Consider the following 25,453-nt stretch of genomic DNA (forward strand, 5'->3'; position numbering starts at 1 on the left):
CTACGCTAGCGCGCCCCCAGGACCTGTTTCTTGTTGGGTGTCCAGGTCACCGTCCAGACCAGGGCTCAGTTCGGTGTCCAGGCCGGCGTCATCGTCTTCCTCGGGCAGTGGCAGGCGCACGCGGAAGGTCGCGCCGCCGCCCGGCGTGTCCACGACCTCAATGGTGCCGCCGTGCGCTGTGACCACCTGCTGCGCGATGGTCAGGCCCAGGCCCGCCGAGCCCGCCTCCTTGCCCCGGTAGAACTTGTCAAAGATGCGCGGCTTGACGGCGTCGGGAACGCCGGGGCCGTGGTCCACCACCCGCACTTCCAGCTCGCCGGGGCGCGGCTCGATCTCCAGCCCCACCAGCTCGGCGCTGCCGGTGACGCGCACGGCGTTGGTCACCAGATTGACAAACACCTGGGTCAGGCGCCCAGGGTCGCCCACGATTTCGTAGGCGCCCTCCGGGGCCCGCACGCCGTAATCCCGGCCCACCTGCCTCAGCAGCTGTCCCAGATTCATGAAGTGCATCTCGATGCTCTGGACCAGCTCGCCGCGCGAGAGTTGCAGCAGGTCGTTGACCAGGCGGGTCATGTTTTCGGCCACGCGCTGGGCGTCCATCAGGGTCTGCGAGCCGCCGGCCTCGCGCTCGGCGCGGCGCAGGTAGCCGTGCAGGGCGGTCAGCGGCGTGCGCAGCTCGTGGCTGGTCTCGGCCAGAAAGGTCTTTTGCAGATTCAGGGCCTCTTCCAGCTGCCGGGCCTGAACCTCCAGTACCTGACTCTGGCGCTCGGCGGTGTTGCGCAGGCGCTCGACCTCTTGCAGGCGGGCCCGGAGATTCTCGTTCAGCTGCCGGATTTCCTGCTCGGCACGCGCGCGCTGCTGCTGGGACTCCACCTCGGCCATGGCGCGGCGAATGCTGGACGGCAGGCGTTCCAGGCGCTGCTTGAGGATGTAGTCCGTGACGCCCTCGCGCAGCGTGTCCACCGCCGTTTCCTCGCCCATCGCGCCGGTCACGATGATGAACGGCACCTGCGGCCAGCGGGCGCTGGCGGCGCGGTAGGCGCTCAGGCCGTCGTAGCTGGGCAGCGCAAAGTCGCTGAGAATCAGGTGCGGCGCGGCGGCGTCCAGGGCTGCCACAAACCCGGCCTCGTCCTCCACCCGCGTGACCTCGACGCTCCAGGGCAGGTCGTCAATGTGCATGGTGACCAGCTCATGGTCCAGTTCGTTGTCTTCCAGGTGCAGAATTCTGAGCTGGCCTTCCTCACCGGGCAGGGTATGCGCGGTCACGCCGGCCCACCCACCGGCAGCGTGACCGTGAAGGTGGCGCCCTCGCCCGGCTGGCTGTCGGCGCTCACGGCGCCCCCATGACGCAAAACGATACGGCGAACGTTCGCCAGGCCAATGCCGATGCCTTCAAATTCATCGGCGCGGTGCAGACGTTGAAACACACCAAACAGTTTATCCGCGTAACGGGGGTCAAAGCCCACGCCGTTGTCCCGCACCGTGAGCTGTACCTGGCCGCCCTGAGCGTCGGCCGTGACCCAGATGCGCGCGGGGTCACGGCCACGGGTGTATTTCAGGGCGTTGGACAGCAAGTTGGTCATAACCAGGCCCAGCAGCGCCTCGTCCCCCTGCACCTGGGGCATCTCCCCTGGCAGCTCAAAGGCCACGTCGCGGCCTGCGCGGTCGGGTTCCAGGCCCCGCCAGCTGCTCAGGGTCAGGTCGCGCAGATTGACGGGCACCCGCCGCAGTTCCTGGCGGCCCATGCGGGAAAAGGACAGCAGGTCGTCAATCAGCTGGCTCATGCGGCTGGCCGAGTCCCGGATGACGCTCAGGTAGCGCCCGCTCTTGGGCGGCAGCCCCTCGCCGAGGTCCTTGCCCAGCAGGTCGGCAAAGCCCACGATATGCCGCAGCGGCGTGCGCAGGTCGTGGCTGACGCTGTAACTGAAGGCTTCGAGTTCGCGGTTGGCACCTTCAAGGTCCAGGGTGCGCTGGGCCACCCGCTCTTCAAGGGACTGGTTGAGCTGTTGCAGGTCGGCCTGGGCGGCCAGCACCCGCTCCTGCAGGCGGTCGTTGCTGAGCGCCGAGGCAAACCGCTGCGCGAGTTCCTGGGCCAGGTCCGAGTCGCGGCTGGTGATGGTCTGGCGGTACAGCAGCCCCAGCACGCCTTCAAGGACGCCACCGCGCCCCACCAGCGGATAGAACACGGCGCCGGTGGCGCTGACGCGGTGCAGCGCCGGGTCGTGGTCAATAAACACGGGGTCTTCGGTCTGTAGCACCCGCTCGATGGCCTGCGCCGCCACGAGGTGCAGCGCCGCCGCGTGCCAGGTGGCCCCCGGCGAGGACGTGGCCACCAGCCGGGTGGGCTGCACCGTCCACAGGGCGCCGCTGTCGGCCACGCGGGCGCTGAGGCGGGCCAGGGCCGCGCGGTAGCGGTCATGGCGAATGTGGTCGCCGTCCTCGCTGCGGGCTGTCAATTCTTCGGTCACGTCGGCCAGCAGCCGGGCGGCGTTCTCGGCGTAGACCGAGTCGTCCACGTCGGTGCTGGTGCCCACCCATTCAATCACGCGCCCTGCGGCGTCGCGCACCGGCAGGCCGCGCGTGACGAAGGTGCGGTACGCGCCGTCCTCGCCGCGCAGGCGGTGTTCGGCTTCAAAGGGCCGGCCCTGGCGCAGGGCCACCTGCCACCGGCGCCCGTAGTCCTCGCGCTCATCGGGGTGCAGCAGCGGCAAAAAGCCCGAGGCCGCGCGGTCCTGGCCCACAAATGCTGTCCACTGCCGGTTGAAATACAGCGCCTGACCACTCGGGTCGGCCAGCCACACGATTTGCGGCATGCCTTCGATGACGCCCCGGTAGCGCTCCTCGTTGCGCTGGGCCAGCCGCTCGGCGTGTAGGCGGTCATGGATGTCGGTGGCAGTGGTCACCCAGCCGGTCACGCGGCCCTGCTCGCCGGTCATGGGCACCACTTTCAGCACGAACCAGCGTTCCTCGCCGTCCAGACTGAGGCGCGCCTCGGTCTGCGCGCCCTGCTCGGCGGCCACAGCGCCGCGCCACATGTCCAGGTAAGCGTCGCGGTCACTGGCCGCCACGTGGCCCAGCAGATTGCCTGCCCCCAGCTGCGCGGCGTGCTGCCGGTTGACAAAGGTCACCTCGCCGCTGGAATCGCTGACCTGAACAATGTGCGGAATGGCGTCCAGAATGCTGCGCGAGCGCCGTTCCTCGGCCTGCAGGGCGCGCTCGGCGGCCACGCGCTCGGTTACGTCCCGGATGACCTCCAGCACCCCCAGCCGCTCGCCGGCCCGGCCCAGCACCTCGGAGCGCTGGGTCTCGCCCGAGAACTGGGTGCCGTCCACGCGGGCGTAGGGGGTGGTCAGGGCCTGAAAGGTCGCGCGCCCGTCCAGGCGGCGGTCCAGGTGGAGGCTGCCCAGCCGCTGCCCCGTCAGCGCCTCAGGCGTGGTGCGAAACTGCGCGGTCAGGGCCGGGTTGACCATGCGGATGCGCCCGTCCTCATCGGTAAAGGCGGCGGCGTCCTGCATGGCGTGAAAGATGGCCTCGAACTCGGCGCGCGCCTGTTCCTGCCGGGTGCGGGCCTGGGCCAGCGACACGTTCAGGGCCTCGGCGCGGCCCCGGGCGTCCACCTGCGACTTGACCAGCAGGTAGGACGCCCCGGCGATCAGCAGGCCCAGCAGAAACACCAGCGCCGGCACCCACGCCGCCGTGTCACGCGCAAAATCGGGGCCGGCGCCAAAGGCCATCACCCAGTCCTGACCCACGATCTGCTGCGGCACCTGCACGGTAAAGGTCTGCCCCGCCGTGTCGGGCGGTGCCGCCACCAGCGAGGCGCCCGCCAGGCGCACGTCCACCAGCAGGCGCCCCCCCTCAAGCGGGGTCAGGTCCTGCAAAAAGTGGTCAGCACGCACCGCCACATACAGAAAACCTTCCAGGTCACCCCCCGGCACCGCGCCGCGCCACACCGGCAGCATCACCAGAAACCCGCGCAGCGGCTGGCCCTGGCGGTCGCGCTGCAACAGCGGCAAGACCCCTGTGGCGTGGGCGCGGCCCTGCTGCCGGGCCAGGTCAAAGCTGAGGCGGCGGATGGGCTCGCTGTACATGTCAAAGCCCAGGGCGCGGCTGTTTTCCGTGTTCAGCGGCCCCACCAGGGCAATCACGGCCCGCTGCGCCTGCGGCTGATCGGCCTGGCGCACCTGAAAGCCCGGATTGCCCGCATCCCGCAGGGCCTGCACCAGTGCCGGGGTCTGCGCCGCCGTGACCCAGGCCGCGTACCCCACCGCCTGCACGCCGGGATACCGCCGGGGCAGGTCCACGCCGTCCACATACCGCGCAAAGGTGGCCTCGCTGAGGGTGCCGCCCTGGGCCTGCCAGTTGGCCCGCGTGGCCTCCAGCAGCCGCTCGTACACCAGTAAGCGGCCCCGCAGCGACTGGCTGTAGACCCCCGCCTCCCGTTCAAAGCGGCTGCGCTGCTGTTCCCGGACAAAGGCGTTCACCACCAGCGCCACTGCCAGGGTCAGCACCAGCACCAGCACCATGACCACCAGCGGCGCCTGGGGAGCGCGCAGGCGCCGTCTCATGCCTGATCCCCAGGTGCTGTTGCCTGAGGAGCCAGGGCGTCTAGAAACACCTGGGCCGGCACCTTGGCGTCGGTCCAGGCGGCAAAGGCCAGCCGCGCCTGATGGGCCAGCATCCCCAGGCCGTTGGCGGCGAGCAGGCCCAGGACGCGGGCGTCCCGCATCAGGCGGGTCTCGGCGGGCTTATAGACCATGTCGTACACCAGTGCGTGGGCGGGCAGTTGGGCCAGCCACGCCGCGTCCAGCGGGGTCTCTGTGGGGTTGTTCAGGCCCGCGCTGCTGGCGTTGATGACCAGAGAGACCTCTGGCCAGGGCACCGCCTGGGCTTCGGCGGCGACCACCTGAACCTCTGCGTCCGGATTGGCCCAGGCCTGCGCGATGGCCTGGGCCCGCCCAAAGGTGCGGTTGACCAACCAGACGTTCTGCTCTCCCAGAACCAGGGCGGTGTACACGGCGGCCCGCGCAGCGCCGCCAGCCCCCAGGACCACCACATTGGCGCCCTGCTCCCAGGCGTACCCCGCTTCAGAGAGCGCCTGCCACAAGCCCGGCGCATCCGTGTTGTCACCGGTCAACTGCCCTTCCCGGTGCACCACGGTGTTCACCGCTCCGATGGCCCGCGCGGCAGGCGTCAGGTCATCCATCAGCCCCAGCGCCGTTTCCTTGTGCGGCAGGCTGAGGTTGGCGCCCAGTACCCCCGGCTGGCGCAGGGTCTCCAGCGCCGCTAGCAGGTCGGCGGCCGGCACGCACCGGGCTTCATACGTGCCCGCCAGGCCAGCCGCCCGGAACGCCGCGCCGTGCATCGCGGGGGACAGGGAATGCGCGGCCGGGTCGGCAAACAGGAAGGCGCGCAGAGGTGTAGCGTCCGGCAGGCTCACGCCGCCAGTCTACCCGCGCTGCGCCGGCGGCCGCTGCTGAGGGCCAAGCTGCCCCGCCAGCCTGTCTCTGAACGAACGCTGAAGGGGATTCAGCCGCCGCCCGCACCGTTCCCTGGCAGCTGGCTCTGTGCAGCCCTGCGGTTTTCTTCTGCGCCAGAGGCCACGCAGCGCCCTGCCCCCCGCCAGATGGCACAGAGGTCCGGTACGCCAATGCACGCAGGGCAAATGTGCCCCGGCACACGCCGCACCCCCCCAGAGGCGCACAGAATGAAACGCGAACTTGAGGCGAAACACCCCCCTTCCCTCCTGCGGCCCCGTGCCGGGGGAGGGCTGTGCTTTGGCACGACTGGAGACCGTTTGACACAGCATTCCCAAGGTAGCCCCGCCACCATGACCGCCACCATTACCCTGGACAACCCCCGCGAGGCCTACGCCTTGCTGGGCCCCGGCGACGCCAACCTGCGCCGCATGCGGGAACTGACCAGAGCCAAGCTGGTCGCGCGCGGCGAGACCGTCACTGTGAGCGGCGACGAGGCCGACGTGCAGCAGGGCGAGCGCCTGGTGCGCGACGCGCTGGACGTGGTCCGAACCGGCGGCGAACTGACCCCCGAGAGCCTGCTGCGCTCGGCTCGCCTCAGCGGCGAAGGGCGCAGTCTGGCCGCCGAAACTCAGGTCACAGGCCTGAGCCTGCCGCGCGGTCTGAAACCCAAAACACCTGGCCAGAAGCTGTATCTGGACAGCATCGACAAGAGTGACATCACCTTTGGCGTCGGCCCAGCCGGCACCGGCAAGACCTACATGGCCGTGGCGATGGCCGTGCAGGCGCTGAAAGCCAAGAAGGTCAAGCGCATCATCCTGACCCGCCCCGCCGTGGAAGCGGGCGAGAAACTGGGCTTCTTGCCCGGCGACCTGCAGGCCAAAATCGACCCCTACCTGCGCCCGCTGTACGACGCCTTGCAGGACATGCTGGAACAGGAGAAGTTCGAGTCCTACCTGACGAGCGGCGTGATTGAAATTGCCCCACTGGCCTTCATGCGCGGCCGGGCGCAGCCGCTGACGAGCAAGGTGCTGACGCCTCTGGGCTGGCGCGAGATGGGCCACCTAGAAGTGGGCGACCATGTGATCGGCTCGGATGGCCGCCCCACGCGCGTGGTCGGCGTTTACCCCCAGGGCGAGAAAGACACCTACCGCGTCACCTTCAGCGACGGCACCAGCGTGGAGTGCTGCGAGGAACACCTCTGGACGGTCTTTATGCCCTCTGACAAGCGCCGGGGCACACCAGGCCGGGTGCTGGAAACCCGCGAGATGATGGGTAACCTAAAAACAGCCCACCAGTACCGCTACGAGATTCCCACCCTGAGCGGGCCAGTATCCTTTCCAGAGCAGGTCGTTCCACTTGACCCTTACGCCCTGGGCCTGCTGCTGGGCGACGGCTGCACGACCTGCACCACCACGCCCAGCTTTGCCACCGCCGACCCCGAACTGGTCAGCGCGCTGGAAGAGGCGCTGAATGCCCAAGTTCAGCAGCCGGTACTGGCCGTGGCCCACAAGAGCGGATACGACTATGTGCTGCGCCACACGGCGGGCGGGCGCGGCGGGCAGCGCGTGGCCAATCCGGTCACTTCGGCGCTGCGCGCGCTAGGTCTAGACGGCAAAACCTCGGCGCAGAAGTTTGTTCCGTCTGTTTATAAACACAACAGCCCAGCGGTGCGCCTGGCCATGCTGCAAGGTCTACTGGACACCGACGGCGGCCCTGTGACCCAGGAGGGGCGCTCATGCCGCGTGCAGTACACCACCACCTCGCCCAGGCTGGCCGACGACGTGACTGAACTTGTGCAGTCGTTGGGGGGCGTGGCCCGCCGCCGCGTCCGGGCCACAGAAGGCCGCACGCCTGGCCTGGCCAGCGGCCGTCCTGTCAGCCACCGGCACGACGCACATGTGCTGGATATTCGGCTGCCTAGTGAGGTGGCTCCCTTCCGGCTGACGCGCAAGGCTGAGCGGTACAGCGCTCATGGTGGTGGCCGTCCTATGCGTTTCATCACGGGAATTGAGAAGGTGGGCCGCGACCCGATGCAGTGTATTCGCGTGGCCGCTGAGGACGCGCTGTACATCACCGAGCACTTTGTAGTCACCCACAACACCCTGAACGACGCGTTCATCATTCTCGACGAGGCCCAGAACACCACCGGCGAGCAGATGAAGATGTTCCTGACCCGCATGGGCTTTTCCAGCAAGGTCGTGGTGACGGGCGACGTGACCCAGATTGACCTGCCGCGCCACATCACCAGTGGCCTGGCGGTGGCCAAGCGCGTCCTGAGCCGCATCGAGGGCATCGCCTGGCACGAATTTACCGACGCCGACGTGGTGCGTCACCCCCTGGTGGGCAGCATCATCAAGGCCTATGAGGCCGCCGAGCAGGCCGAGGAGGACAAACGCGCCGCGCGCCGGGGCGAGTTCGCCTCTATTCCTGAAGCCGAGGGTGACCCACCCAGCGCGGCCCGCTAAGCCCTTCTCCCCCGCCCCAGTGGCGGGGGCTTTTCTTTGCCGCTACCCTGCAACGTGTGACGAGAAGTGTGTTTCTTTCCCCCGGACCAGACTGCCGACCTGCTGCCCGCTGGAGGCCCCATGATTGACCTGATTGTTCGCAAGACGCCGCCAGCGGGCCTCAGGGGCGCCCTGCGCGCCAGCTTGGAGGCGGTGACCACGCACTTTGGGGTCCAGGAGCGCGAGATCACGGTGGTGCTGGTCGGCGACCGCACCATTCGTGCCCTCAAACGCGAACACTGGGGCGAAGACGCCGCCACCGATGTCCTGAGTTTTCCCACCTGGGAGCCCGGCGACCCGTTTATGCCGCCGCATCTGGGGGACATCGTGATCAGTCTGGACACGGCGGCGCGCCAGGCCGAGGCGCGGGGCCACAGCCTGACGCGCGAGGTCGCGCTGCTGGCCAGCCACGGCGTCACGCACCTGGTGGGCCACGATCACCCCCACGCTGAGGGCCTGGGCTTTGAGGAAGGCGCCACCGGCGAAGAGTGGGCGGTGTTTCACGCCGCGTGGGACGCGGCCCGCGCCGCGCTGCCTGCCGGGGTATGACCGGCGGCTCAGCCCTGAGCCTGCGGCGTTTTCTGCGCTCGGCGGGCTTTGCCTGGGCCGGGGTGCGCCACGCCTACCGCAGCCAGCCCAATTTCCGGATCGAGTGCTGGGCCGCCGCGCTGGCCCTGGGCCTGACCGCCGTGCTGGGCGCACCCCTGGCCCCCATTCTGCTGACCTGCGCCCTGGTGCTGAGCCTGGAACTGCTGAACACCGCGCTGGAAGCGGTCGTGGACCTGGTCAGCCCAGAGCTTCACCCGCTGGCCAAGGTGGCCAAAGACGCGGCCGCCGCCGCCGTGCTGCTGGCCAGCCTGGGCGCGCTGGGGGTGGGCGCCGCCGTCCTGGGGCCCCCGCTCCTGGGGGTGCTGCGGGGCGGGCTGCCATAAAGCGCACAGTTCTGCGCGCGGCCCCCGTGGCAGGATGCGCGGCGTGAGTGTGTCTTCCCTGGAGCCGCTGCCCGTGACCTTGCGTGGCCGCCGGCCCCGTGATCTGCCGGTGCTGCGGCGCTGGCTGACCGATCCGCAGGCGGCGTGGCGCCAGTGGGACGCGCCCTACTTTCACGCCGGCACGACCACCGAGGCGCTGGAACGCTATGTGGACACGTTGGCGCAGACCCCGCCCAGCCCCCACGAGCGCGTAATTGACCTGGGCGGCCAGTGCACCGGCATGGTCAACCGCGCCGAGGAAGACCCGGCCGGCGGCGGCTGGTGGGACCTGGGCATCCTGATTTACGACCCGCAGCACTGGGGACGCGGGCTGGGCACCGAGGCGCTGCGGCAATGGGTCCAGGCCACCCTGGACGAAACAGACGCCCACGTCCTGACCTTCAGCACTTGGAGCGGCAACGAACGCATGATCCGCGCGGCGCAGCGGCTGGGGTTCCGCGAGAGTGCGCGGGTCCGTGAAGCGCGCTTGGTGCGGGGTGAGCGCTTTGACAGCGTCAAATTGGACCTGCTGCGCCGCGAGTGGCCCGGCGAGGAGGCGTAGGGCACTATGGCCAAGCGCACCGCCAGCGAGGGACCACCCGTCAATCCACCCGGCTTTCTGGCCACCCAGGACCTCAAGGAGCGGGGCTGGACCCCGGCCCTGATTCGCCGCTTTCTGGGTGAACACGACCAGACCCGGCCCAACGGCCTGAAAATGGGACGCCGCCGCCTACCGCCCGTCAAGCTGTACGGGGAGACGCGGGTGTTCGAGGTAGAGCGCCAGGACACATTCCTCGCCGCGCAGGCCCGCGCCGCCGACGCCCGCGAGCGCGCCGAACGCACCCGCGCCCAGCGGGCTCAGATCCGGGCGGAGGCGTTAGATGCCGCCGCCGCGTCCTTCGTGCCGGTGGTGCAGCCCCAGCCGCTCCGGAAAGGTGCAGTGCGTCTGGCCCGCGCGCCCTACCTGCCAGGCCTGGAAGCGGCCCTCGACCACCTGGCCACGCCCCTGGCCCCCCTCACCGAACGCGAGCGCGCGACGCTAGCGGAGGGCCTGCGCCGCCGGTTGGATGAGGCGCTGGCGACGATCTACCCCTGGTATCCCCATCCAGACGGAAGCAAGGCGGGCGACCGACCGACCAAAGCCAGCGCCGCCAAGCCCAGCGACTGGCGCACCTGGGAATGGGATTGATACGAACTCCGATTGAATCCAACAGAATGCCGGATGAAGTCCGAGCAGAACGAGCGAGAAAGCAGGCAGAAGCTGCGTCATGGAGGCACAGCCAGCAAGGTGCCCGCTGCGCCCTAATTACTGGGCAATGTGTGTCTGCGCAACGTGGCCGAGCTCAAAGGGCATCTGCGCCGGGCGTGGAGAACGGTGCGGCGCAAAAAGTTGGCGAGCGCATTGCTGTCGGACTTGAGGCCACCACGGGCGCCATGAGCGAGGAAGATGGGGGATCAGGGCTCGGTGGTCGGGTCGAGGGGAAGGTGAACCTCGAAGGCCGAGGGTTCGACGGTGGGTCGAGTACGGAGGAAATACCCGTGGTCGCGAAGATGTCGCACGGAATGCAGCAGCCGTTCGACGGTGACGTCGAGCACGAGCACGACGTTGTTCTCGCCCGTGCAAGCCACGCCGAGTTGGTCGAGGTCACGTAGTTCCTGACCCGCACGTATCGGGTCGAAGAACATGAGGTCGAAGGCCTGACCATTGAGAGTGACACGGGCCGGGGCGAAGCCCTTGTCGGTCATCTCGAAGACGAAGCGGTCATCGGGGAGCGAGAGTCGGTCCGGGTCGAGATCCATGGCTAGACTTTACGTGGCCAGGCGTTGCCCACATTCCCAGCCCTCAATAAGCCGAATCTGTCTGAAAGGCTCATAGAAAACGGCCAGCACAACTCAGAGTCGATTTGATCTTCGAGCGTCTGCCTTAGATTGACAGCAAAATGCCCCTCCTGAAACCAGAAGGGGCCAAAGAGATTCCTCTGCCTTACAGGGCGGCCCGGCGGCCCCGCACACTGACCAGGCCGCCCAGCACGACCAGCGCGGCGGCCAGGGCCACACCAGCGCCGACCAGGCCCACTTCTGTGCGGGCCACATACACTCCGTAGAACGCCCACAGCAGCACCGCCGCAAAGGCGTAGTCATGAAAGCGCACCAGAAAAAACACGCCCACCACGGCCGCAATCACGACCAGCAGCGCCGACCACAGCGGCGCGCTCAGGCCCAGCGCGCCCGCTGTTACGCCCACGCTGACTAGGAAGGCCGTGATATTTGCCATGGTGGCCACGCTAATCCAGGCCAGGTAGAGGCTGGTCGGCACCTGCAGGGCCCAGGCTTCAGCCCCCAGCGGGCGCAGATCGTGCACCGTCAGGTACAGCCAGACCAGGCTACCCAGCAGGGCCAGCATGATGGGCACACTCAGGACAATATTCAGGCTCTGAAAGGCCAGAAGCCACGCGCTGTTCAGCAGGTTGGCCAGGAGGAAGGGCCAGAACAGGCGGTCATAGCGCGCCGCGCGCTGGGCCGGCAGCGCCTGATACACCGCGAACACCAGCAGCCCCAGGAAAATAGGCCCCCACACCGCGAAGGTCAGGCCCGCCGGGGTAAAAGCGTTAGGCAGCGAATCGCTCACCGCCTTGTTGCTGTTCCCGAAGAGTGGCAGCGCATTGCTCAGATAGTTCATGACGAGCGTCAGCACCGTGGCCAGCAGCAAAGTCACCTGTCGCGCAAATCCAGTCATGGCTCCACGGTAAGCAGCGAGAAGCCGCCCAAGATGTCAGCTGGGCAACGGTCGGCTTGAGCTGGCCTTGAGCTTCGCCCCTTCTCGCCGGGCCGCCACAGTCAAGCAGGCCGCTGCCAGCGGCAAAAGGCCGCGCGTCTGCCGCGTCAGCAGGCCGGCCATCAACGCCGCCGCTGCCACCTGCCGCGCCCGCTGCACTTCGGCGGCGCGCACCGGACGCTGGGCACGGTCGCAGACACTCTGCACCGCTTCGGGGGCGGTCAGGGTGCTCGCCAGGGGCAAGGCCGCCAGGCTGAGGCCCGCCCCCAGCCACGACCAGCGGCTGCCAGTGGTCAGGGTGGGCAGCAGCGCCCCCATCAGCGGCACGGCGCTGTGGGCGCTGGGGGTCAGCAGCGGCGCCGCCCCCGCCACTGCGGCGCCCACCTGGCCGCCTGTGCTAGCCGTCAGCAGCCCCTGTACCAACAGGCCGGTGAGGTCGCTTTGGGTGGCCGCCTGGCCGGTGGTGCCGGCGATCACCCGCAAGCCACTGAGGGCGGTCAGGCTGGGCAGCAGGGTTGCCAGAGTGCCTGGCCGACCCAGCAGGACCAGCGCCGCCGCCACGGGCAGAGCCGCGTTGGCAGTCTGGGGGTAATCGGGGTCCAGTTCGCGCGCCGTGGCCCAGGCCGAAAAGGCGGCGCCGCCTGCGCTGAGAGCCTGGGGCCAGCTCTGGCCCCGGCGCCGGGCCAGCAGCGTGACCCCCAGCAGGCCCAACGCTGCCAGCCGATTTGACCCATACCGAAAATCCAGAGGACGCGCCAGCGCCGAGGGAGAAAGGACAGTCATAGGGCACCGTACCCGCAGCGGGGCGAGGCCGCCTTCAAGCCTCAAGACACGCTCAAGCGCCGAGAGCATCTGAAGTTCCCTCACTGACAGCAGCGTGAGTCTGAGTTGAGAGGTCGACGGGAGGCCTGGCTGGCAGCCCAAACACTTCGCCCACAGTTAATGGAAGAAGCGTCGCTCGGCCGCCTGCGAATGAATCATGTGTGGCGCTTGGCGCAACCGAAACATTAAAGATGACTTCGGCGTCTCCGTGCACATGATCTACACCTGATTTTTCGACATGGTCGGTGTCTGCCCGTACCATCTACAAGGATGCGCCTGCGATGAGTTCAGACTGATCCCGCTCTCGCTCAAGAAGGGTAGGTTTGTGCCCTCAGCGCTGTTCTAGAAACTTATAGATGAGCTAGTGAATCATAAGGAGAGGGTTAGCTTTTAAAAATATGATCCGTTCCTACATCTGCAAACTTTGGTATATCTTCGAGGAACACATCTACTTCAATTTTTATTAATGGATGACTTGAAGTAGAGCTAGGAGAACTTATATGATTCAGGACAGTAAAACTTCAATCCAGCTGAACCGCCGCACACTTATTACCGGTCTAACCGCAACAGGAATTGGGATAGGGTTCTTGAATGTAAACTCGACCGCTCAAGCCGGTGGTGCTGGCGCACCAATGAAGATGGGTTTGACCGAACGGGATTTTCGTCTCGGTGTCATTGGTCCTGCCGAACTCTCACTCATCACGAGCCGGATCGCAGTCAACCGTGCAACGCAGGCCAATGCCAAAGAATTTGCTGGTTTCGAACTTCGTGAAGCCGTCGCTGTCACGACAGTGCTGAAGGAACTCAGCACACCAGTTCCGCCTATGGATGCAAAAGCAAAAGCGACTCTGACTAAAATTCAGTCTGCCGCCCCTGGTCGTGAATTTGACCTGGCCTATATCACCGCACAGCACGAGAATCACATTTTTTTACGTGACCTGGCTACGGCCTACTTAAGTAACACAGTGCCAAACGAAAAGGCTTTTGCTGAACAACAGGGCCGTCACCTTGCGACCCTCGCCCTCAATCAATTTACAGAGCACGTTGAACTGACTGCGCGAATCCTGCGCGAATTGCAAAGCTAAGAGTATAGAGGTCATCCGGCAACTCGGTGACGATGGGCCGCCCAGGTGGGCGGCCCATTGCTGTGATGCGGCCGAGGCGACGCCCAATGGGCCGTCCTGGCTCCACTCATCCCCTCAGCCATCACGCGCCCCATCCGCAGTCGGCCTCGTCGCTCAGATCAAGAGGTCTTGTCCTGCCAGGTCAGCAACCTGCGCCGACACGTTTCTCAGACCACTTCGGAGTCTGCCTTACGTCGTGTACTCCGCGTTGATGCGGACGTAGTCGGCGCTCAGGTCGCAGCCCCAGGCTTCACCGCTCGCCTCGCCCACACCCAGGTCGATGACAAACCGCACCTCGTCTGCTTTCATGCTGGCGCTCACCTGCGCGGCATCGTAGGGCAGCGGGCCGCCTGCAAAGACCGGCTGACCCTGCACGCTGACGGTGAGGCCCCCCACGTCCACGGCAGCGCCGCTGCGGCCCACCGCCATAATCACGCGGCCCCAGTTGGGGTCGTTGCCGTGCACGGCACTTTTGAGGAGGGGGGACACGCAGCAGGTGCGCGCCGCCGCCAGGGCCTCAGCCTCGGTTCGGGCGCCCGACACCTGCACGGTCAAGAGCTTGGTGGCGCCCTCACCATCGGCGGCAATTTGCCGGGCCAGGTCGCGCATGACCTCTTCCAGAGCCGTCAGGAACTCCTCTAGGGGCACCTCGCCTGCCTGACCGTTGGCCAGCACCAGCGCTATGTCGTTCGTGCTGGTGTCGCCGTCCACCGTGACCGCATTGAAAGTGCGGTTAACGATGGCCGGAAACGCGGCACGCAGGGCCTCCTGCTCCACAGCCGCGTCGGTGAAGGCAAAAGCGAACATGGTCGCCATATCCGGGTGAATCATGCCGCTGCCCTTGGCGGTGCCCACGATGCGCGCGCCCGTACTCAGTGTGGCCTGCGCCGCCTTGGGCCGGGTATCGGTGGTCATGATGGCGCTGGCAAAAGCGTCGGCGCCTTCCGATAGTTCGTCCGGCAGGTGTTCAATCCCGCTCAGGACCCGGTCCATGGGCAGCAGGTGGCCGATGATGCCCGTGCTGGCGGTCAACACGCCCCCGGCAGGCACATTCAGCACACTGCCAAAAGCGTCGGCCATGTCGGCGTTGTCGGCGGCGCCGCGCCGACCCGTGGCGGCGTTGGCATTGCCGGCGTTGACTAGAAGGGCGCGCACCGGCTGTCCACTCGCGTACAACTCGCGGTTGCGGGTCACGCACGCGGCGGCGGTGGTCGAGCGGGTGCCCGCGAAGGCCCAGGTACAGTCACTGGCCGAAGTCACGCCGCTCAGGTCGGTCTTGCCGCTGGGTTTGATGCCAGCGGCCATCGCCGCCGCCGTAAAGCCAAGGGGAAAGGTGAGGCTCATGCCCAGGAGTGTAGCCGCCTGGACGCGCCGCCTATACTCGCCTGGCATGACAACAGAGCGCACTGGAGCAGATGTGGTGGTGGTGGGGGCCGGTTCTGGCGGCTGCGTGGCAGCGCGCCGGCTGCTGGACGCAGGCCTGCGGGTGCTGCTGCTGGAAGCCGGCGGGCCGGACCGCCACCCCCTGATCCGTGCACCTGGGGCGTTTTCAAAGCTCTTCCGCACCCCACTGGACTGGAACTTCACGACCACGCCGCAGCTGGGCGCCGCCGGCCGCAGCTTCTACTGGCCACGCGGCAAGGTGCTGGGCGGCAGCAGCGCCATCAACGCGACCATCTGGATTCGGGGCTCGCGCCGCGACTATGACCGCTGGGGCGAAGGCTGGACTTGGGCCGAGGTGCTGCCGACCTTCCGCGCCCTGGAAGACTACCGAGGCGCCGCCGGCGAGACCCGCGGCACAGGTGGCCTGCTGCCGGTGGGCGCGCGGGACAGGTCCCACGACCTGAGCCACGCCTTTGTGGCTTCGGCGGCGCTGGGCTTGGGCCTGAAGGCCGTGAACACCTTCAACGATGGGGTACTGGACGGCGCCGGCCTACTAGAAAGCAACCACCTGCGCGGCGAGCGGTACAGCGCTTTTCGCGCGTTCCTGCAACCAGTCCTGGGGCACCCGAACCTGACCGTGCTAACTGGCGCCCACGTTCTAGAACTGCTGTGGGACGGCCCGCGCGCCGCCGGGGTGCGCCTGCGCTGGCAGGGCCGCACCCTGGACGCCCCCGCTGGCGGCGTGCTGCTGACCGCTGGGGCCGTGCAGACGCCGCACCTGCTGATGCTGTCGGGCGTGGGACCCCGCACCGAACTGGCCCGCCTGAACATTCCCGTGCGCGTGGCCCTGGATGGGGTTGGACGGGGCTTGCAAGACCACCTGGCCGTACCGGTCATTAGCCGCTCGCGCGTGGCGTCGCTGGACAGCGGGCACCCCGCCGCCGCCCTGGCCCAGTACGCCTGGAACCGCAGCGGGCCCCTCAGCAGCAACATTGCCGAGGCCGCCGCCTTTTCTCACGCCCGCCCCGGCCTGGACCCAGCCGGCGACCCCGACCTGCAATTTCACTTTGGCCCAGCGTACTTCCGCGATCACGGTTTTCAGACGGCGCGGGGCGCGCACTTCTCGGTGGGGCCGGTGCTGGTGGATGTCCACAGCCGGGGCCAGATCACGCTCGCCTCACGCGACCCCTTCGCGGCGCCCACCATTGACCCGCAGTACCTGACCGACGAGCGGGACGTGCAAAGCCTGGTGGCTGGCGTGCGGCAGGCGCGCGAGATTGCGGGCGCCCCTCCGCTGGCCCGCCTGCGCGGCGCCGAGGTTCTGCCCGGCGAGGGCGTGCGCAGCGAGGCCGCTCTGCGCCGGTATGTGCAGGAGGAGTGTTCGACCCTGTACCACCCAGTTGGGACGGCGGCGCTGGGCGACGGAGAGAAAGCAGTGGTCGACCGCCGGCTGGCGGTGCAGGGCACCCAGGGCCTATGGGTAGGCGACGCCAGTGTGATGCCCCGAATCATCCACGCAAACACCAACGCCACCGCCATGATGATTGGCGCCCGAGCCGCCGAATTTGTAGAGGCTGGGCTTTGAGGAGAGCACCGCTTTTCCCTCTCAAAATGGTTGCCACAGATACTATTCCGAAAGTCTCACCTTGCTCAGCAGCTTCAGAAGAAAATCACGCGGCCCTGCACGTTCCTCATGTCGGCTTCATGAGCACCTGGGGCCGGGCGGGTAGGGTGGCACAGACATGAGCCGTTTTCTTGCCCTGACGCTGACCGCCCTTCTGACGGCGACCACCGCCGCCAGCGCCGTGCCTGTAAAGCTGGGCAGCGTGCCGGTCACGGTTGAACCCAACGCGAAACTCCTGACGCTGAGCGCCGCTGGCATCCGCACGGCCTTTCCTTCGGCCGCTGGGCGCCCCGACGCCGTGTTCATGACCGAGGACCGTAAGGTCAGCGTGGCCTTCGAGTGGCGCACCAGCAAACTGGCTCAGACCGAAGTGGCCAAGCTGGTTGAGCAGTTTCCTGGCGTCATTCGCGCGCAGGTGCCCAACGTCAAGACTTTGAAGGCCAGCCTGGTGCAGTTGGGCGGCTCGCCGTGGGCGCAGTTCGTGTTCACCACGCCGGGCCAGGGGGACGAGTTGCGCCGCGAATTGATGGTCACCAGCGTGGCTGGGCGTATGCTGGTGGTCACGATTGCGGGCAACGTCAAGGACTACTCGAAGAATGAAGCAGTCGTCCGCAACCTGACCAACAGCGTCCGCGTGAACTAACCGGCGCGCTTGCCTCTGCTCCCCCGCCCTACGGTGGGGGCGTTTTTATGTCCCGCTAGATAGGGGTAGATGTTGGTCACAACGCCAAAGAAATGTTCAGCGGCCAACGTCCTTGCCCTTCCCTCTTCCCCTGCTTTGTTCGGCTTGCCGACATTCTGGTTGGTCGAGAGGTAAGCAGAGTTAAACAGTTGCAGCGAGCATAAGCCAACGCCGAATCGTACCAGTGAACCAGACCCAACCCAGACCCCAGCACTTCTCAGAAGCTCTCCGTATTACCCTACAGGCCGTGAACTACGACGATTTCGCTGACCTGTACGACCACCAGTACGACGTCTACCGCGACGACTTGCATTACTACGCGCGGGTGGCCGAGCGGTCAGCGGGGCCACTGCTGGAAATCGGTTCGGGGACTGGGCGGGTCACCGCGTTCCTGGCGCGGCGCGGTGCGGATGTCGTGGGCCTGGAACCCAGCGCCCGCATGATCGAGCGGGCCGAGGCGCGGGCGGCGCAGGACGGCCTCAAGGTGCGTTTTGTGCAGGGGGACGCCCGCACCTTCAAATTTGAAACGCGCTTTGCCACCGTGATCGCCCCTTTTAACGCCCTGATGCACCTGTACACGCCGGGCGAGCAGTTGCAGGCGCTGGAAAACATTCACGCGCATCTGCAGACGGGCGGCACCTTTACCTTCGACCTGTATGTGCCGCGCTTCGGCAAACCGAATACCGTGCGTCACGAGGGCGAAACCTTTCACGCGCCGAATGGCCGCCGCACCGATGTCTTTCTGGTCCAGCGCCATGACAAGCCGCGCCAGCACATCACCACCGAATACCACGTGGACACCACGGCCCCGGACGGCACCCTGAGTCGGCGCCATTACACCCTGACCCAGCGCTACTACACCCGCTACGAGGTGGAGTGGCTGCTGCGCTTTGCTGGATTCGAGAGCCCGCGCGTCAGCGGTTCGTTTCAGGGGGGCCCGCTGGAGGCCAGCAGCGACGTGATGGTCTTTACAACCAGGGCGCTGTAGGCGTGGAAAAGGTGCAGCGGCTCTGGACAGCAGGCCAGCTGACGTTCATGCCCACGCGGTCTCTGCCGGCAATATTGAGGCCGTCCCCGTCCGCCCAGCCGACCTTGAATGGACCGATCCAACGCTCCTGATACCCCGCCTGGGCCCGCCAGTCCTGCCCACTCAGGCCCTGAATCTGGGCCACCTGCCCCGGCGTAACACGGCTGCAGACCCGCAGATAAGTCAGAACCACCCTCACCACCGCTTCTTTCTGCGCGGCAGTCGGCACAGGAACCGGGACCCAGACCATGACACCATCGATGCGGTCCAGATTTGAATTCACAGCCTCCAGCCCAGCACTCGTGGTGAGGTAAACCTGAACCCTCGTCCTGCGCACAGTGACCTGAAGTTTGGCCGTGTAAGGCGTGAGACTGAGGTCATCCGTCGGCGTCACCCTTATGCCTGAACTGCCTGGTACCCAGCGCAGCACTTCATCACGGGTGATGAGGTCCATTCCACCCGCCGACGCTCCAGAGATCAGGGCAGAAAATAACAGACAGACGGCGCGGCGCATGACCGTCAGTCTGCCCCGCCCTCTACACAGCTTCAAGTGAGGTTGCCTTCGTCAGCCAGAGTCGGCAAGCTCACCACACCGCGATATGGCCGTCGGTACGGCTCTCGGTGCCGCCTTCTAACACCCCGGTCTCCGGATGCCGGCGAATCATCTGCCCCCGCCCAAAAGACCCGGCGTCCGGCTGCACAGTGACGCTGTGACCGCGCCGCAGCAGCTCACAGGTCAGGCTTTCCCCCAGCGCGTGTTCCACCTCAATGCGGGTGCCGTCCAGCCACTGCCAGCGCGGGGCGTCCAGGGCCTGCTGCGGGTTCATGCCGTAGCGCACAGTATTGAGGACCACCTGCAGATGCCCCTGCGGCTGCATAAAGCCGCCCATCACGCCAAAAGGACCAACTGGCGTGCCGTCCGTGCGGCCCAGAAAACCCGGAATAATCGTGTGGTAGGGCCGCTTGCCCGGCGCCAGGGCGTTGGGGTGGGCCGGGTCGGTGTGAAAATTGTGGCCCCGGTTGTGCAGGGCAATGCCGGTGCCGGGCACCACCACGCCGCTGCCAAAGCCCATGTAGTTGCTCTGGATAAGGCTGACCATGCCCCCAGCCTCGTCGGCAGTGGCCAGGTACACCGTGCCGCCGGTGCTGGGAGCTTGGGTTGAAGGATCGTGGGCTCGTTCGCCCAGCTGACTGCGGTGGCCCTGGGCATTGGCTTCCGACAGCAGGCCCGCCACATCCACCGGCACCTGGCGGGGATCGGCCACAAAACGGTGGGCGTCCAGAAAGCCACGCTTCATGGCCTCAATTTGCAGGTGGAGGCTATCCGGGTCGTCCCAGCGCCCCGGCAGCGGGAGGTCGCGCAGGACATTCAGGGCAATCAGGGCCGCAATGCCCTGGCCGTTGGGTGGAATCTCATAGACGCGGTGCCCGTCCCAGTCGGTGTGGATGGGCGTCACCCACTCGCTGCGGTGCGCGGCCAGGTCGGCGGCACGCAGCAGCCCCCCCTCTGCGCGGGCGTGGGCGTCGAGCTGAGCGGCGAGGTCGCCCTCGTAGAAAGCGGCGCCGTGCGTTTCGGCAATGGCGCGCAGGGTGCGGGCGTGGGCCGGGCTGCGCCACAGGGCGCCGGGAGCAGGCACGAAGCCATCCGGCGCGAAGGTGCGAAACCACTCGGCCAATTCAGGGAGGTTCAGGCGGCGGTAAATCTGCGTGGCGCGCGCCCAATTGCTGGCCAGCACAGGCGAGAGCGGATAGCCCTCCTCGGCGTACTCGGTGGCCGGGGCCAGCACCTCGGCAAAGTCCAGCCGGCCAAACCGCGCGTGCAAGTCTGCCCAGCCACGCACGGCGCCCGGCACGGTGATGGGCGTCCAGCCGTGGCGCGGCATCTGGCCCCCGTGGCGCTCCTGTAGAGCGTCCAAACTGAGGGCTGCTGGCGCGGCGCCACTGGCATTCAACCCGTGTAACTGTCCATCTGCCCACACCAGGGCGAACAGGTCGCTGCCAATGCCGTTGCTGGTGGGTTCCACCACCGTCAGCGCGGCGGCGGTGGCAATGGCGGCGTCCACGGCGTTGCCGCCCTGCTGCAACACGCGCAGCCCCGCCTGGGCCGCCAGCGGTTGACTGGTGGCCACCATGCCGCGCCGGGCGTAGACAGGACGGCGCACGGTGGGAAAGTCCGGGGTGTAGGTCACAGCGGCAGGCTAGCGCGTTCGGGAAAAAGGAGACCCCAGGTGCTCAGCACAGGGAGACGGGTGTCTCCGTCAGCTGGCGCCACTGAAACGACCGCCCCTCGCTGGCTCCACGATCAGAGTCAGGCGCACCATGGCAGCTCGGAAGAAGCGGCGCGTGGACGGCGGCCCCGTCTAACTGGAGAAGGCGTCTTGCCCTTGAGTTAGCAGCAAAACCCCGCTGTCCTGTCGCATTCCTGGTTTCTGGCGGTCGGCCCACCCCTTGCCTGAAGTGTCGTTCGACTTCTGACCGTCCCGCTACGCGCCTTGACCAGAGAGGCAGTCTGGCTGGAACAAGACCTCTCCGCTAACTGACCACATGCTCCCACCAACACAACTGCCCGCCGCGTCATCAGGACGGGCGGGCAGTGTCTAGACCCTCTTAGCTGGCAGGCGTCTTGCGGGTGCGCGTCGCTTTTGGCGCTGGCGCGGCCGCGGCCACTTGAGGAACGGCCACACCCGGCAGCACGTCGGCCAGGTCAGCGGGCGTGATCGGGCGTTCCTGGGCCCCAATCCCTGTGGCCGCCAGGGCACCTGCCGCGTTGGCCGCGCGCGCCGCCTCGGACATCCCCGCGCCGTTCAGGACCGCGTGGGCAAAGGTGGCGGTAAAGGTGTCGCCCGCGCCCGTAGAATCCACGACCTGCCCGTCAGGGCGAATGGCGTCCACCAGTTCGGTGTCGGTGGGGGTCCAGGTGATCGAGCCCATCTTGCCCACCTTGACCACCACGCGCTGGGCACCTGCGGCGCCCAGATCAGCCAGGGCCGCGCTGATGGACCCGGTGCCGGTCAGTGCCTGCAACTCGTGCTGGTTAAGCATCAGGTAGTCGGCGGCAATCACGTCGTTCAGCAGCGAGGTCCCGGCCTTGTTCACGGCGCCCGTGCCAAGATCAATAAACACGGGCACAGGGGTCTTGGCGCCCTTGGCCGCAGCAATCGCGGCCAGGCTGTAGGCCCGCTGTGGGCCCTCGGTCAGGGCGTAGGCGTTGATAATCAGGGCGTCCGAGCCCTCAATGTCTTTTGTTTTCAGCTGGGCCGGGTCCAGCTGGCGGTTGGCCGCCCCGTCGCTGATCATGGCGCGCTGGCCGCTGGCGGTCTGCATCACCGTGATGGTGCTGGTCAGGTACTGCGGGTCACGCTGAATAGCGCTGTCCTGCACGCCGCTGCCGCGCACGTGGCTCAGGGCGTAGTCGGCAAAGGGGTCAGCACCCACGCGGGCCGCCAGGGTGACCGTGTGACCCAGGCGGGCCAGCGTCACGCTGATGGTGCCGCCTGCGCCGCCCGGCTTCATGCTGGCCTGGGTCGGCGTGACCTCCTGGCCCGGTTTGGGCAGGCGGTCGAGGTGATACAGGTGGTCGACGGTCACGTCGCCAATGACATAGAACTTCATTCAACCTCCAAGGGCGCGGGCTGGCCCCTGTTCTGGGAAAGAGCGTGTGGTGCGGCTGAGCGCGTGCGCCTACCGTACCACGCCAAGTTTGACGGCCATGTCACGCAAGTTACCCAGCGGCACGTCCTCGGCCCTGACATCGGGACGCAGCCCACAGGCCGCCAGCGCGCCGTCAATCGCCTCGCCGGCCAGGCCTGCCAGGCGCAGGTTATTGCGCAGGGTCTTGCGGCGGTGGTGCAGAGCAGTCTCCACAAACGTCAGAAATTCAGGCTCGGGGGCCGCGCGGGTGCGGTCAAAGTCCAGCCGAATCACGCTGCTGGTGACGTCGGGTGCCGGCAGGAAGGCGCCTTTGGGCACGTCCCGCACGTGGCGCACGGTCCCGTAGAGCGCCGCGATGGCACTCAGGAAGCCGTAGTTGTCACCCCCTGGCTGCGCGGCCAGGCGCTGCCCCACCTCTTTTTGCACCAGGACCGTGGCACTCACGATGCCCGGCGCGCGCATGAAGCGCGACAGCAGCAGCCCGGTGATGTAGTACGGCAGGTTGGCAATCACGCGGGTGCCCGGCGGCAGCGCGGCGTAGTCAAAGTCCAGGGCGTCGCCCCAGACGATGTGCACGTTCAGGCCGTCCAGCGTCTCGTCCAGCACCGGGCGCAGACGCTCGTCTTTTTCCAGGGCCGTGACCTGCGCGCCGCGCGTGGCGATTTCGCGGGTTAGCACGCCCAGGCCGGGACCAATTTCCAGCACGGGGACGCCCGGCGCGGCGCCGCCGGCCTCAGCAATGGCGCGCAGGATGTTGCCGTCAATCAGAAAGTTCTGGCCCAGGCTCTTGGTGGGCCGCAGGCCGTGACGGGTCAGCAGTTCGCGCACGCGGGCGGGCGAATACAGAGGAGCCAGGCGGAGGTCGCGCTCGCCGGGTGGGGGCGCGCTGGAAGAATCTGGGTCAGGGTGGGGCATGGGCAGGGGGTGGTTCGCGGGGGCCTCGCCGGGGCGGGCCGCAGAACGCATCAGTATACTCGGCGCGTGAGCGTTGTTCGTGCCCGTCCCCTTCCCTGCCCGCCCATTTCTCTGTGCTGGGGGCAGGCATGACGCGCGCCGAGCAAGACACGGCCCTCCAGGCCCCCACCCCCAGCCTGGCCGACCTGGTGACGGCCGGCGAGTGGCGCCGGGCAGCGGCCACCGCGCAGTTTGCGAATGAGCCCGTGGTGGTGCAAGAAGCCCTGGAAGCGCTGCTGGCGCTGCAAAACGCGGTGCGGGCGCGGCGCTACCCCTCGGCCCGGCGGGCCCTGGGCGAGTACCGCCAGGCCCTGACCGAGGGCGCGGCGGCACACCCGCTGCTGGGTAGCCTGGCCGGGCAGGTGCCGCCGGACGCCCTGGGCGCGGCGCTGCTGGCCCTGGACAGCCAACAGAAAGAAACCGACCCGGTGGCCCTGCAAGCGGCCCTGGCCGGGGCGCTGGCCCTGCCACTGACCCGCGCCGAGGCGCTGAACATGCAGGGGGTCCTGTACGCGGTGCGCGGCGAAGAGGCAGACGCCCGGCGCGTGCTGGACGACGCCCGCGTGGCTGACCCCGGTCACTACCGCGCCCTGACCAACCTGGGCAACCTCGACATGGAAGCCGGACGCTTTGCCCAGGCCGAGGCGATCTACCGCGAGGTGCTGCGTATTGACCCCGAGTACGACGGCGGGCACCACAACCTGGGCGTGGCGCTGCGCCGTCAGGGCCGGGTGGCCGAAGGCGTGAAAAGCATTCGCCAGGGGCAGCGCCTGGCCATGAAACGCTCCAAGGACGACACCGACGCCGAGATGAAAGAGCGCTTTGCGACCAACCCGGTGATGAAGAACATGCGCTGGGTCGTGCTGGGCGTGCTGGCTCTGATCATCTTTCTGGCGCTGCGCGGCGGCGGCTAGGCGTGCCCGGCCCCGAGGCGGTCCTGACGCCGGACGGGGTGCGGCGCCTTGACGAGCGCCTGGCCCACGCGGACCTGCTGGACCTGGCGATGGAAGAGGCCGGGCGCGCGGCGGCCGATGAGCTGACGCACGCCTTTCCTGGCCAGGTGACGCTGCTGCTGGCCGGCGGCGGGGCCAACGGCGGCGACGCCTTTGTGGCCGCCCGCCACCTGCTGAGCCTGGGCGTGGGGGCCACCGTGCTGGCCCTCCCGGCCCGCCACCCCCTGACCCGCCGCAACCGGGCCCGCTGGCGGGCCGTGGGGGGCCAGACCTTGGCCCTGACGCCCGCTGCCGTGGCCCGCCGCAGCCGGGACGCGGGCGTGCTGGTGGACGGCCTGCTGGGCACCGGATTTCAGCCGCCGCTGCGCCCTGCGCTGGCAGAGGTCGTGGCGGCGGTCAATGCGGCCCGCGCGCGCGGCCTGGCTGTGGTCAGCCTGGACCTGCCCAGCGGCCTGGACGCTGCCGTGGCCGAGGCTGGCCCCAGCGTGCAGGCCGACCTGACCGTGACTTTCAGCGGCCTGAAACCCGCCCTGCTGTTTGGCCCTGCCGCCGAACGGGCGGGCCGGGTGGTACTGGCCCCCCTGCGGCTGCCACCTGCGTGGGGCACGGCAGAAGCGGTGGCCCAGCGCCCCTACGACGCCGACCTGGGCGCGTGTTTACCGGTGCGGGCGGCAGGCGCCCACAAAGGCACCGCCGGGCGGGTGTGGGTGGTGGGTGGCCACCCTGGCACGGCCGGCGCCCCCGTGCTGGCGGGCTGGGGCGCCCTGCGCACGGGTGCGGGGCTGGTGACCCTGCACTCGGGGGCCGAGGTGCCGCTGCTGCACCCCGAACTGATGGTTCGCCGGCACAGCGACCTGGGGGCGTTTCTGGACGGCGTCTCCGCCAATGGGCGCCCCGACGCGGTGGCCCTGGGTATGGGCCTGGGCCCGGACGGCGCCGACCACGCCCGCCGCGTCTTGCGCTGGGGATTACCGACGGTCCTGGATGCTGACGCCTTACAGCCGGAACTCGCTGGCAGCGGCCATGACCGCTGCGTCTGGACCCCACACCCCGGCGAGGCGGCGCGGCTGCTGGGGAACACGGCGGCCGAAGTCACCCGGGACCCCCTGAGTGCCGCCCGCGCGTTACAGACGCAGCTGGGCGGGGTGGTGGTTCTGAAGGGCGGCCCCAGCGTGGTGGCGGCGCCAGGTGGCCTGAGCGTGTCGCGCGGCGGGCATCCCGGCATGGCCAGCGCGGGCATGGGCGACACGCTGTCTGGGATCCTGGCGGCGCTGCTGGGCCAGGGCCTGTCCCCGGAAGACGCCGCGCGCAGTGGGGTGCGCCTGCACGCCCGCGCTGGTGAGCGGGCCGCGCGGGCCTTCGGGTACGGCCTGAGCGCCTCTGATGTGGCGGCCGAACTGGGCGGCGCGTGGCACGATCTGCAGGCCGCTGCTGGGGCCACTGGCGGGGGGACCTGAGCCGCCCACTGGTCAACTCCACTTTCCCTGACCGAAAGGTGGTAG

At 67.9% G+C, this 25,453-nt stretch carries 21 protein-coding genes and 3 pseudogenes; 13 read left to right on the forward strand and 11 right to left on the reverse strand.

The window, feature by feature from the left end; all coding sequences use genetic code 11:
* Genes K7W42_RS00545 through aroE form a run of 3 tightly spaced genes read right to left on the reverse strand, consistent with a single transcriptional unit; the run spans position 1 to position 5,440 of the window.
* On the reverse strand, positions 1-1,266 hold the full coding sequence (locus tag K7W42_RS00545) for a hybrid sensor histidine kinase/response regulator (RefSeq protein ID WP_224571440.1): 1,266 nt from the start codon (positions 1,264-1,266) through the stop codon (positions 1-3).
* On the reverse strand, positions 1,263-4,568 hold the full coding sequence (locus tag K7W42_RS00550) for a CHASE domain-containing protein (RefSeq protein WP_224571441.1): 3,306 nt from the start codon (positions 4,566-4,568) through the stop codon (positions 1,263-1,265). The genes K7W42_RS00545 and K7W42_RS00550 overlap by 4 nt, the downstream gene beginning before the upstream one ends.
* On the reverse strand, positions 4,565-5,440 hold the full coding sequence (gene aroE, locus K7W42_RS00555; protein ID WP_224571443.1) for a shikimate dehydrogenase: 876 nt from the start codon (positions 5,438-5,440) through the stop codon (positions 4,565-4,567). The genes K7W42_RS00550 and aroE overlap by 4 nt, the downstream gene beginning before the upstream one ends.
* Positions 5,441-5,830: 390 nt before the next feature.
* Here aroE and K7W42_RS00560 point away from each other — a divergent pair.
* The 7 genes and pseudogenes from K7W42_RS00560 to K7W42_RS00590 form a co-directional block, all read left to right on the forward strand.
* Positions 5,831-6,484 (forward strand): annotated as a pseudogene (locus K7W42_RS00560) (PhoH family protein); the annotation flags it as partial.
* Positions 6,485-7,159: 675 nt separating this feature from the next.
* Positions 7,160-7,315, forward strand: a pseudogene (locus K7W42_RS00565) (LAGLIDADG family homing endonuclease); the annotation flags it as partial.
* 264 nt (positions 7,316-7,579) lie between these two features.
* Positions 7,580-7,945: pseudogene (locus K7W42_RS00570) on the forward strand (PhoH family protein); the annotation flags it as partial.
* Between the two features lie 120 nt (positions 7,946-8,065).
* Positions 8,066-8,533: an rRNA maturation RNase YbeY gene (gene ybeY, locus K7W42_RS00575; RefSeq protein WP_224571444.1), complete on the forward strand. Its 468-nt coding sequence runs from the start codon at positions 8,066-8,068 to the stop codon at positions 8,531-8,533.
* On the forward strand, positions 8,530-8,916 hold the full coding sequence (locus K7W42_RS00580; protein WP_224571445.1) for a diacylglycerol kinase: 387 nt from the start codon (positions 8,530-8,532) through the stop codon (positions 8,914-8,916). Before ybeY ends, K7W42_RS00580 begins: the two co-directional genes overlap by 4 nt.
* Positions 8,917-8,959: 43 nt before the next feature.
* Positions 8,960-9,517, forward strand: coding sequence for a GNAT family N-acetyltransferase (locus K7W42_RS00585; RefSeq protein WP_439648843.1), 558 nt, complete (start codon positions 8,960-8,962; stop codon positions 9,515-9,517).
* 6 nt (positions 9,518-9,523) lie between these two features.
* Positions 9,524-10,144 carry a hypothetical protein gene (locus K7W42_RS00590; protein WP_224571449.1) on the forward strand — a complete coding sequence of 207 codons (621 nt, stop codon included), beginning with the start codon at positions 9,524-9,526 and terminating at the stop codon, positions 10,142-10,144.
* A 266-nt stretch (positions 10,145-10,410) separates the two neighbouring features.
* On the opposite strand, the gene K7W42_RS00595 is transcribed toward K7W42_RS00590, so the two are convergent.
* The 3 genes from K7W42_RS00595 to K7W42_RS00605 all read right to left on the reverse strand — a co-directional run bounded on the left by K7W42_RS00595 (position 10,411) and on the right by K7W42_RS00605 (position 12,514).
* Positions 10,411-10,755 (reverse strand): hypothetical protein, encoded by a 345-nt coding sequence (locus tag K7W42_RS00595; protein ID WP_224571451.1) that lies wholly within the window; start codon positions 10,753-10,755, stop codon positions 10,411-10,413.
* Positions 10,756-10,939: 184 nt separating this feature from the next.
* Positions 10,940-11,692 (reverse strand): TspO-related membrane protein, encoded by a 753-nt coding sequence (locus K7W42_RS00600; protein WP_224571453.1) that lies wholly within the window; start codon positions 11,690-11,692, stop codon positions 10,940-10,942.
* A 36-nt stretch (positions 11,693-11,728) separates the two neighbouring features.
* Complete coding sequence (locus tag K7W42_RS00605; RefSeq protein ID WP_224571455.1) at positions 11,729-12,514, reverse strand: hypothetical protein; 786 nt, start codon at positions 12,512-12,514, stop codon at positions 11,729-11,731.
* 539 nt (positions 12,515-13,053) lie between these two features.
* Here K7W42_RS00605 and K7W42_RS00610 point away from each other — a divergent pair.
* Positions 13,054-13,638, forward strand: a complete 585-nt coding sequence (locus K7W42_RS00610) for a DUF305 domain-containing protein (RefSeq protein WP_224571458.1) — start codon at positions 13,054-13,056, stop codon at positions 13,636-13,638.
* 228 nt (positions 13,639-13,866) lie between these two features.
* On the opposite strand, the gene argJ is transcribed toward K7W42_RS00610, so the two are convergent.
* Complete coding sequence (gene argJ, locus K7W42_RS00615) at positions 13,867-15,021, reverse strand: bifunctional glutamate N-acetyltransferase/amino-acid acetyltransferase ArgJ (protein WP_224571459.1); 1,155 nt, start codon at positions 15,019-15,021, stop codon at positions 13,867-13,869.
* Positions 15,022-15,067: 46 nt separating this feature from the next.
* Between argJ and K7W42_RS00620 the strand changes: the two genes are divergently transcribed.
* From K7W42_RS00620 to K7W42_RS00630, 3 genes are all read left to right on the forward strand, one after another.
* Entirely contained in the window at positions 15,068-16,645 is a 1,578-nt protein-coding gene (locus K7W42_RS00620) for a GMC family oxidoreductase (protein WP_224571460.1), read from the forward strand.
* 157 nt (positions 16,646-16,802) lie between these two features.
* Positions 16,803-17,327, forward strand: a complete 525-nt coding sequence (locus K7W42_RS00625) for a hypothetical protein (protein ID WP_224571461.1) — start codon at positions 16,803-16,805, stop codon at positions 17,325-17,327.
* A 286-nt stretch (positions 17,328-17,613) separates the two neighbouring features.
* Entirely contained in the window at positions 17,614-18,354 is a 741-nt protein-coding gene (locus tag K7W42_RS00630; RefSeq protein WP_224571462.1) for a class I SAM-dependent methyltransferase, read from the forward strand.
* Here K7W42_RS00630 and K7W42_RS00635 read toward each other — a convergent pair.
* The 4 genes from K7W42_RS00635 to rsmA form a co-directional block, all read right to left on the reverse strand.
* Positions 18,335-18,676 (reverse strand): hypothetical protein, encoded by a 342-nt coding sequence (locus tag K7W42_RS00635; protein WP_224571463.1) that lies wholly within the window; start codon positions 18,674-18,676, stop codon positions 18,335-18,337. The genes K7W42_RS00630 and K7W42_RS00635 overlap by 20 nt on opposite strands.
* A gap of 301 nt (positions 18,677-18,977) precedes the next feature.
* Positions 18,978-20,525 carry a gamma-glutamyltransferase family protein gene (locus K7W42_RS00640; protein ID WP_224571948.1) on the reverse strand — a complete coding sequence of 516 codons (1,548 nt, stop codon included), beginning with the start codon at positions 20,523-20,525 and terminating at the stop codon, positions 18,978-18,980.
* 475 nt (positions 20,526-21,000) lie between these two features.
* Positions 21,001-22,005: a carbohydrate kinase family protein gene (locus K7W42_RS00645; RefSeq protein ID WP_224571464.1), complete on the reverse strand. Its 1,005-nt coding sequence runs from the start codon at positions 22,003-22,005 to the stop codon at positions 21,001-21,003.
* A gap of 69 nt (positions 22,006-22,074) precedes the next feature.
* Entirely contained in the window at positions 22,075-23,010 is a 936-nt protein-coding gene (gene rsmA, locus K7W42_RS00650) for a 16S rRNA (adenine(1518)-N(6)/adenine(1519)-N(6))-dimethyltransferase RsmA (protein ID WP_224571465.1), read from the reverse strand.
* A gap of 77 nt (positions 23,011-23,087) precedes the next feature.
* Here rsmA and K7W42_RS00655 point away from each other — a divergent pair, with 77 nt between their 5' ends.
* Positions 23,088-23,912, forward strand: coding sequence for a tetratricopeptide repeat protein (locus K7W42_RS00655; protein WP_224571466.1), 825 nt, complete (start codon positions 23,088-23,090; stop codon positions 23,910-23,912).
* Positions 23,913-24,001: 89 nt separating this feature from the next.
* Complete coding sequence (locus K7W42_RS00660; RefSeq protein WP_224571950.1) at positions 24,002-25,408, forward strand: NAD(P)H-hydrate dehydratase; 1,407 nt, start codon at positions 24,002-24,004, stop codon at positions 25,406-25,408.
* Positions 25,409-25,453 lie beyond the last annotated feature (45 nt).

Origin of the sequence: Deinococcus betulae, from assembly GCF_020166395.1 — a bacterium.
Lineage (GTDB): Bacteria > Deinococcota > Deinococci > Deinococcales > Deinococcaceae > Deinococcus > Deinococcus betulae.

What these genes read in the sequence shown, in the direction of transcription:
- K7W42_RS00625 (WP_224571461.1), top strand. Translation starts at nt 16,803, where the DNA reads ATGAGCCGTTTTCTTGCCCTGACGCTGACCGCCCTTCTGACGGCGACC.
- K7W42_RS00655 (WP_224571466.1), top strand. Translation starts at nt 23,088, where the DNA reads ATGACGCGCGCCGAGCAAGACACGGCCCTCCAGGCCCCCACCCCCAGC.
- K7W42_RS00620 (WP_224571460.1), top strand. Translation starts at nt 15,068, where the DNA reads ATGACAACAGAGCGCACTGGAGCAGATGTGGTGGTGGTGGGGGCCGGT.
- K7W42_RS00645 (WP_224571464.1), bottom strand. Translation starts at nt 22,005, where the DNA reads ATGAAGTTCTATGTCATTGGCGACGTGACCGTCGACCACCTGTATCAC.
- argJ (WP_224571459.1), bottom strand. Translation starts at nt 15,021, where the DNA reads ATGAGCCTCACCTTTCCCCTTGGCTTTACGGCGGCGGCGATGGCCGCT.
- ybeY (WP_224571444.1), top strand. Translation starts at nt 8,066, where the DNA reads ATGATTGACCTGATTGTTCGCAAGACGCCGCCAGCGGGCCTCAGGGGC.
- rsmA (WP_224571465.1), bottom strand. Translation starts at nt 23,010, where the DNA reads ATGCGTTCTGCGGCCCGCCCCGGCGAGGCCCCCGCGAACCACCCCCTG.
- K7W42_RS00590 (WP_224571449.1), top strand. Translation starts at nt 9,524, where the DNA reads ATGGCCAAGCGCACCGCCAGCGAGGGACCACCCGTCAATCCACCCGGC.
- K7W42_RS00600 (WP_224571453.1), bottom strand. Translation starts at nt 11,692, where the DNA reads ATGACTGGATTTGCGCGACAGGTGACTTTGCTGCTGGCCACGGTGCTG.
- K7W42_RS00595 (WP_224571451.1), bottom strand. Translation starts at nt 10,755, where the DNA reads ATGGATCTCGACCCGGACCGACTCTCGCTCCCCGATGACCGCTTCGTC.
- K7W42_RS00640 (WP_224571948.1), bottom strand. Translation starts at nt 20,525, where the DNA reads ATGGTGGCCACCAGTCAACCGCTGGCGGCCCAGGCGGGGCTGCGCGTG.
- K7W42_RS00660 (WP_224571950.1), top strand. Translation starts at nt 24,002, where the DNA reads ATGGAAGAGGCCGGGCGCGCGGCGGCCGATGAGCTGACGCACGCCTTT.
- K7W42_RS00610 (WP_224571458.1), top strand. Translation starts at nt 13,054, where the DNA reads ATGATTCAGGACAGTAAAACTTCAATCCAGCTGAACCGCCGCACACTT.
- K7W42_RS00580 (WP_224571445.1), top strand. Translation starts at nt 8,530, where the DNA reads ATGACCGGCGGCTCAGCCCTGAGCCTGCGGCGTTTTCTGCGCTCGGCG.
- K7W42_RS00605 (WP_224571455.1), bottom strand. Translation starts at nt 12,514, where the DNA reads ATGACTGTCCTTTCTCCCTCGGCGCTGGCGCGTCCTCTGGATTTTCGG.
- K7W42_RS00550 (WP_224571441.1), bottom strand. Translation starts at nt 4,568, where the DNA reads ATGAGACGGCGCCTGCGCGCTCCCCAGGCGCCGCTGGTGGTCATGGTG.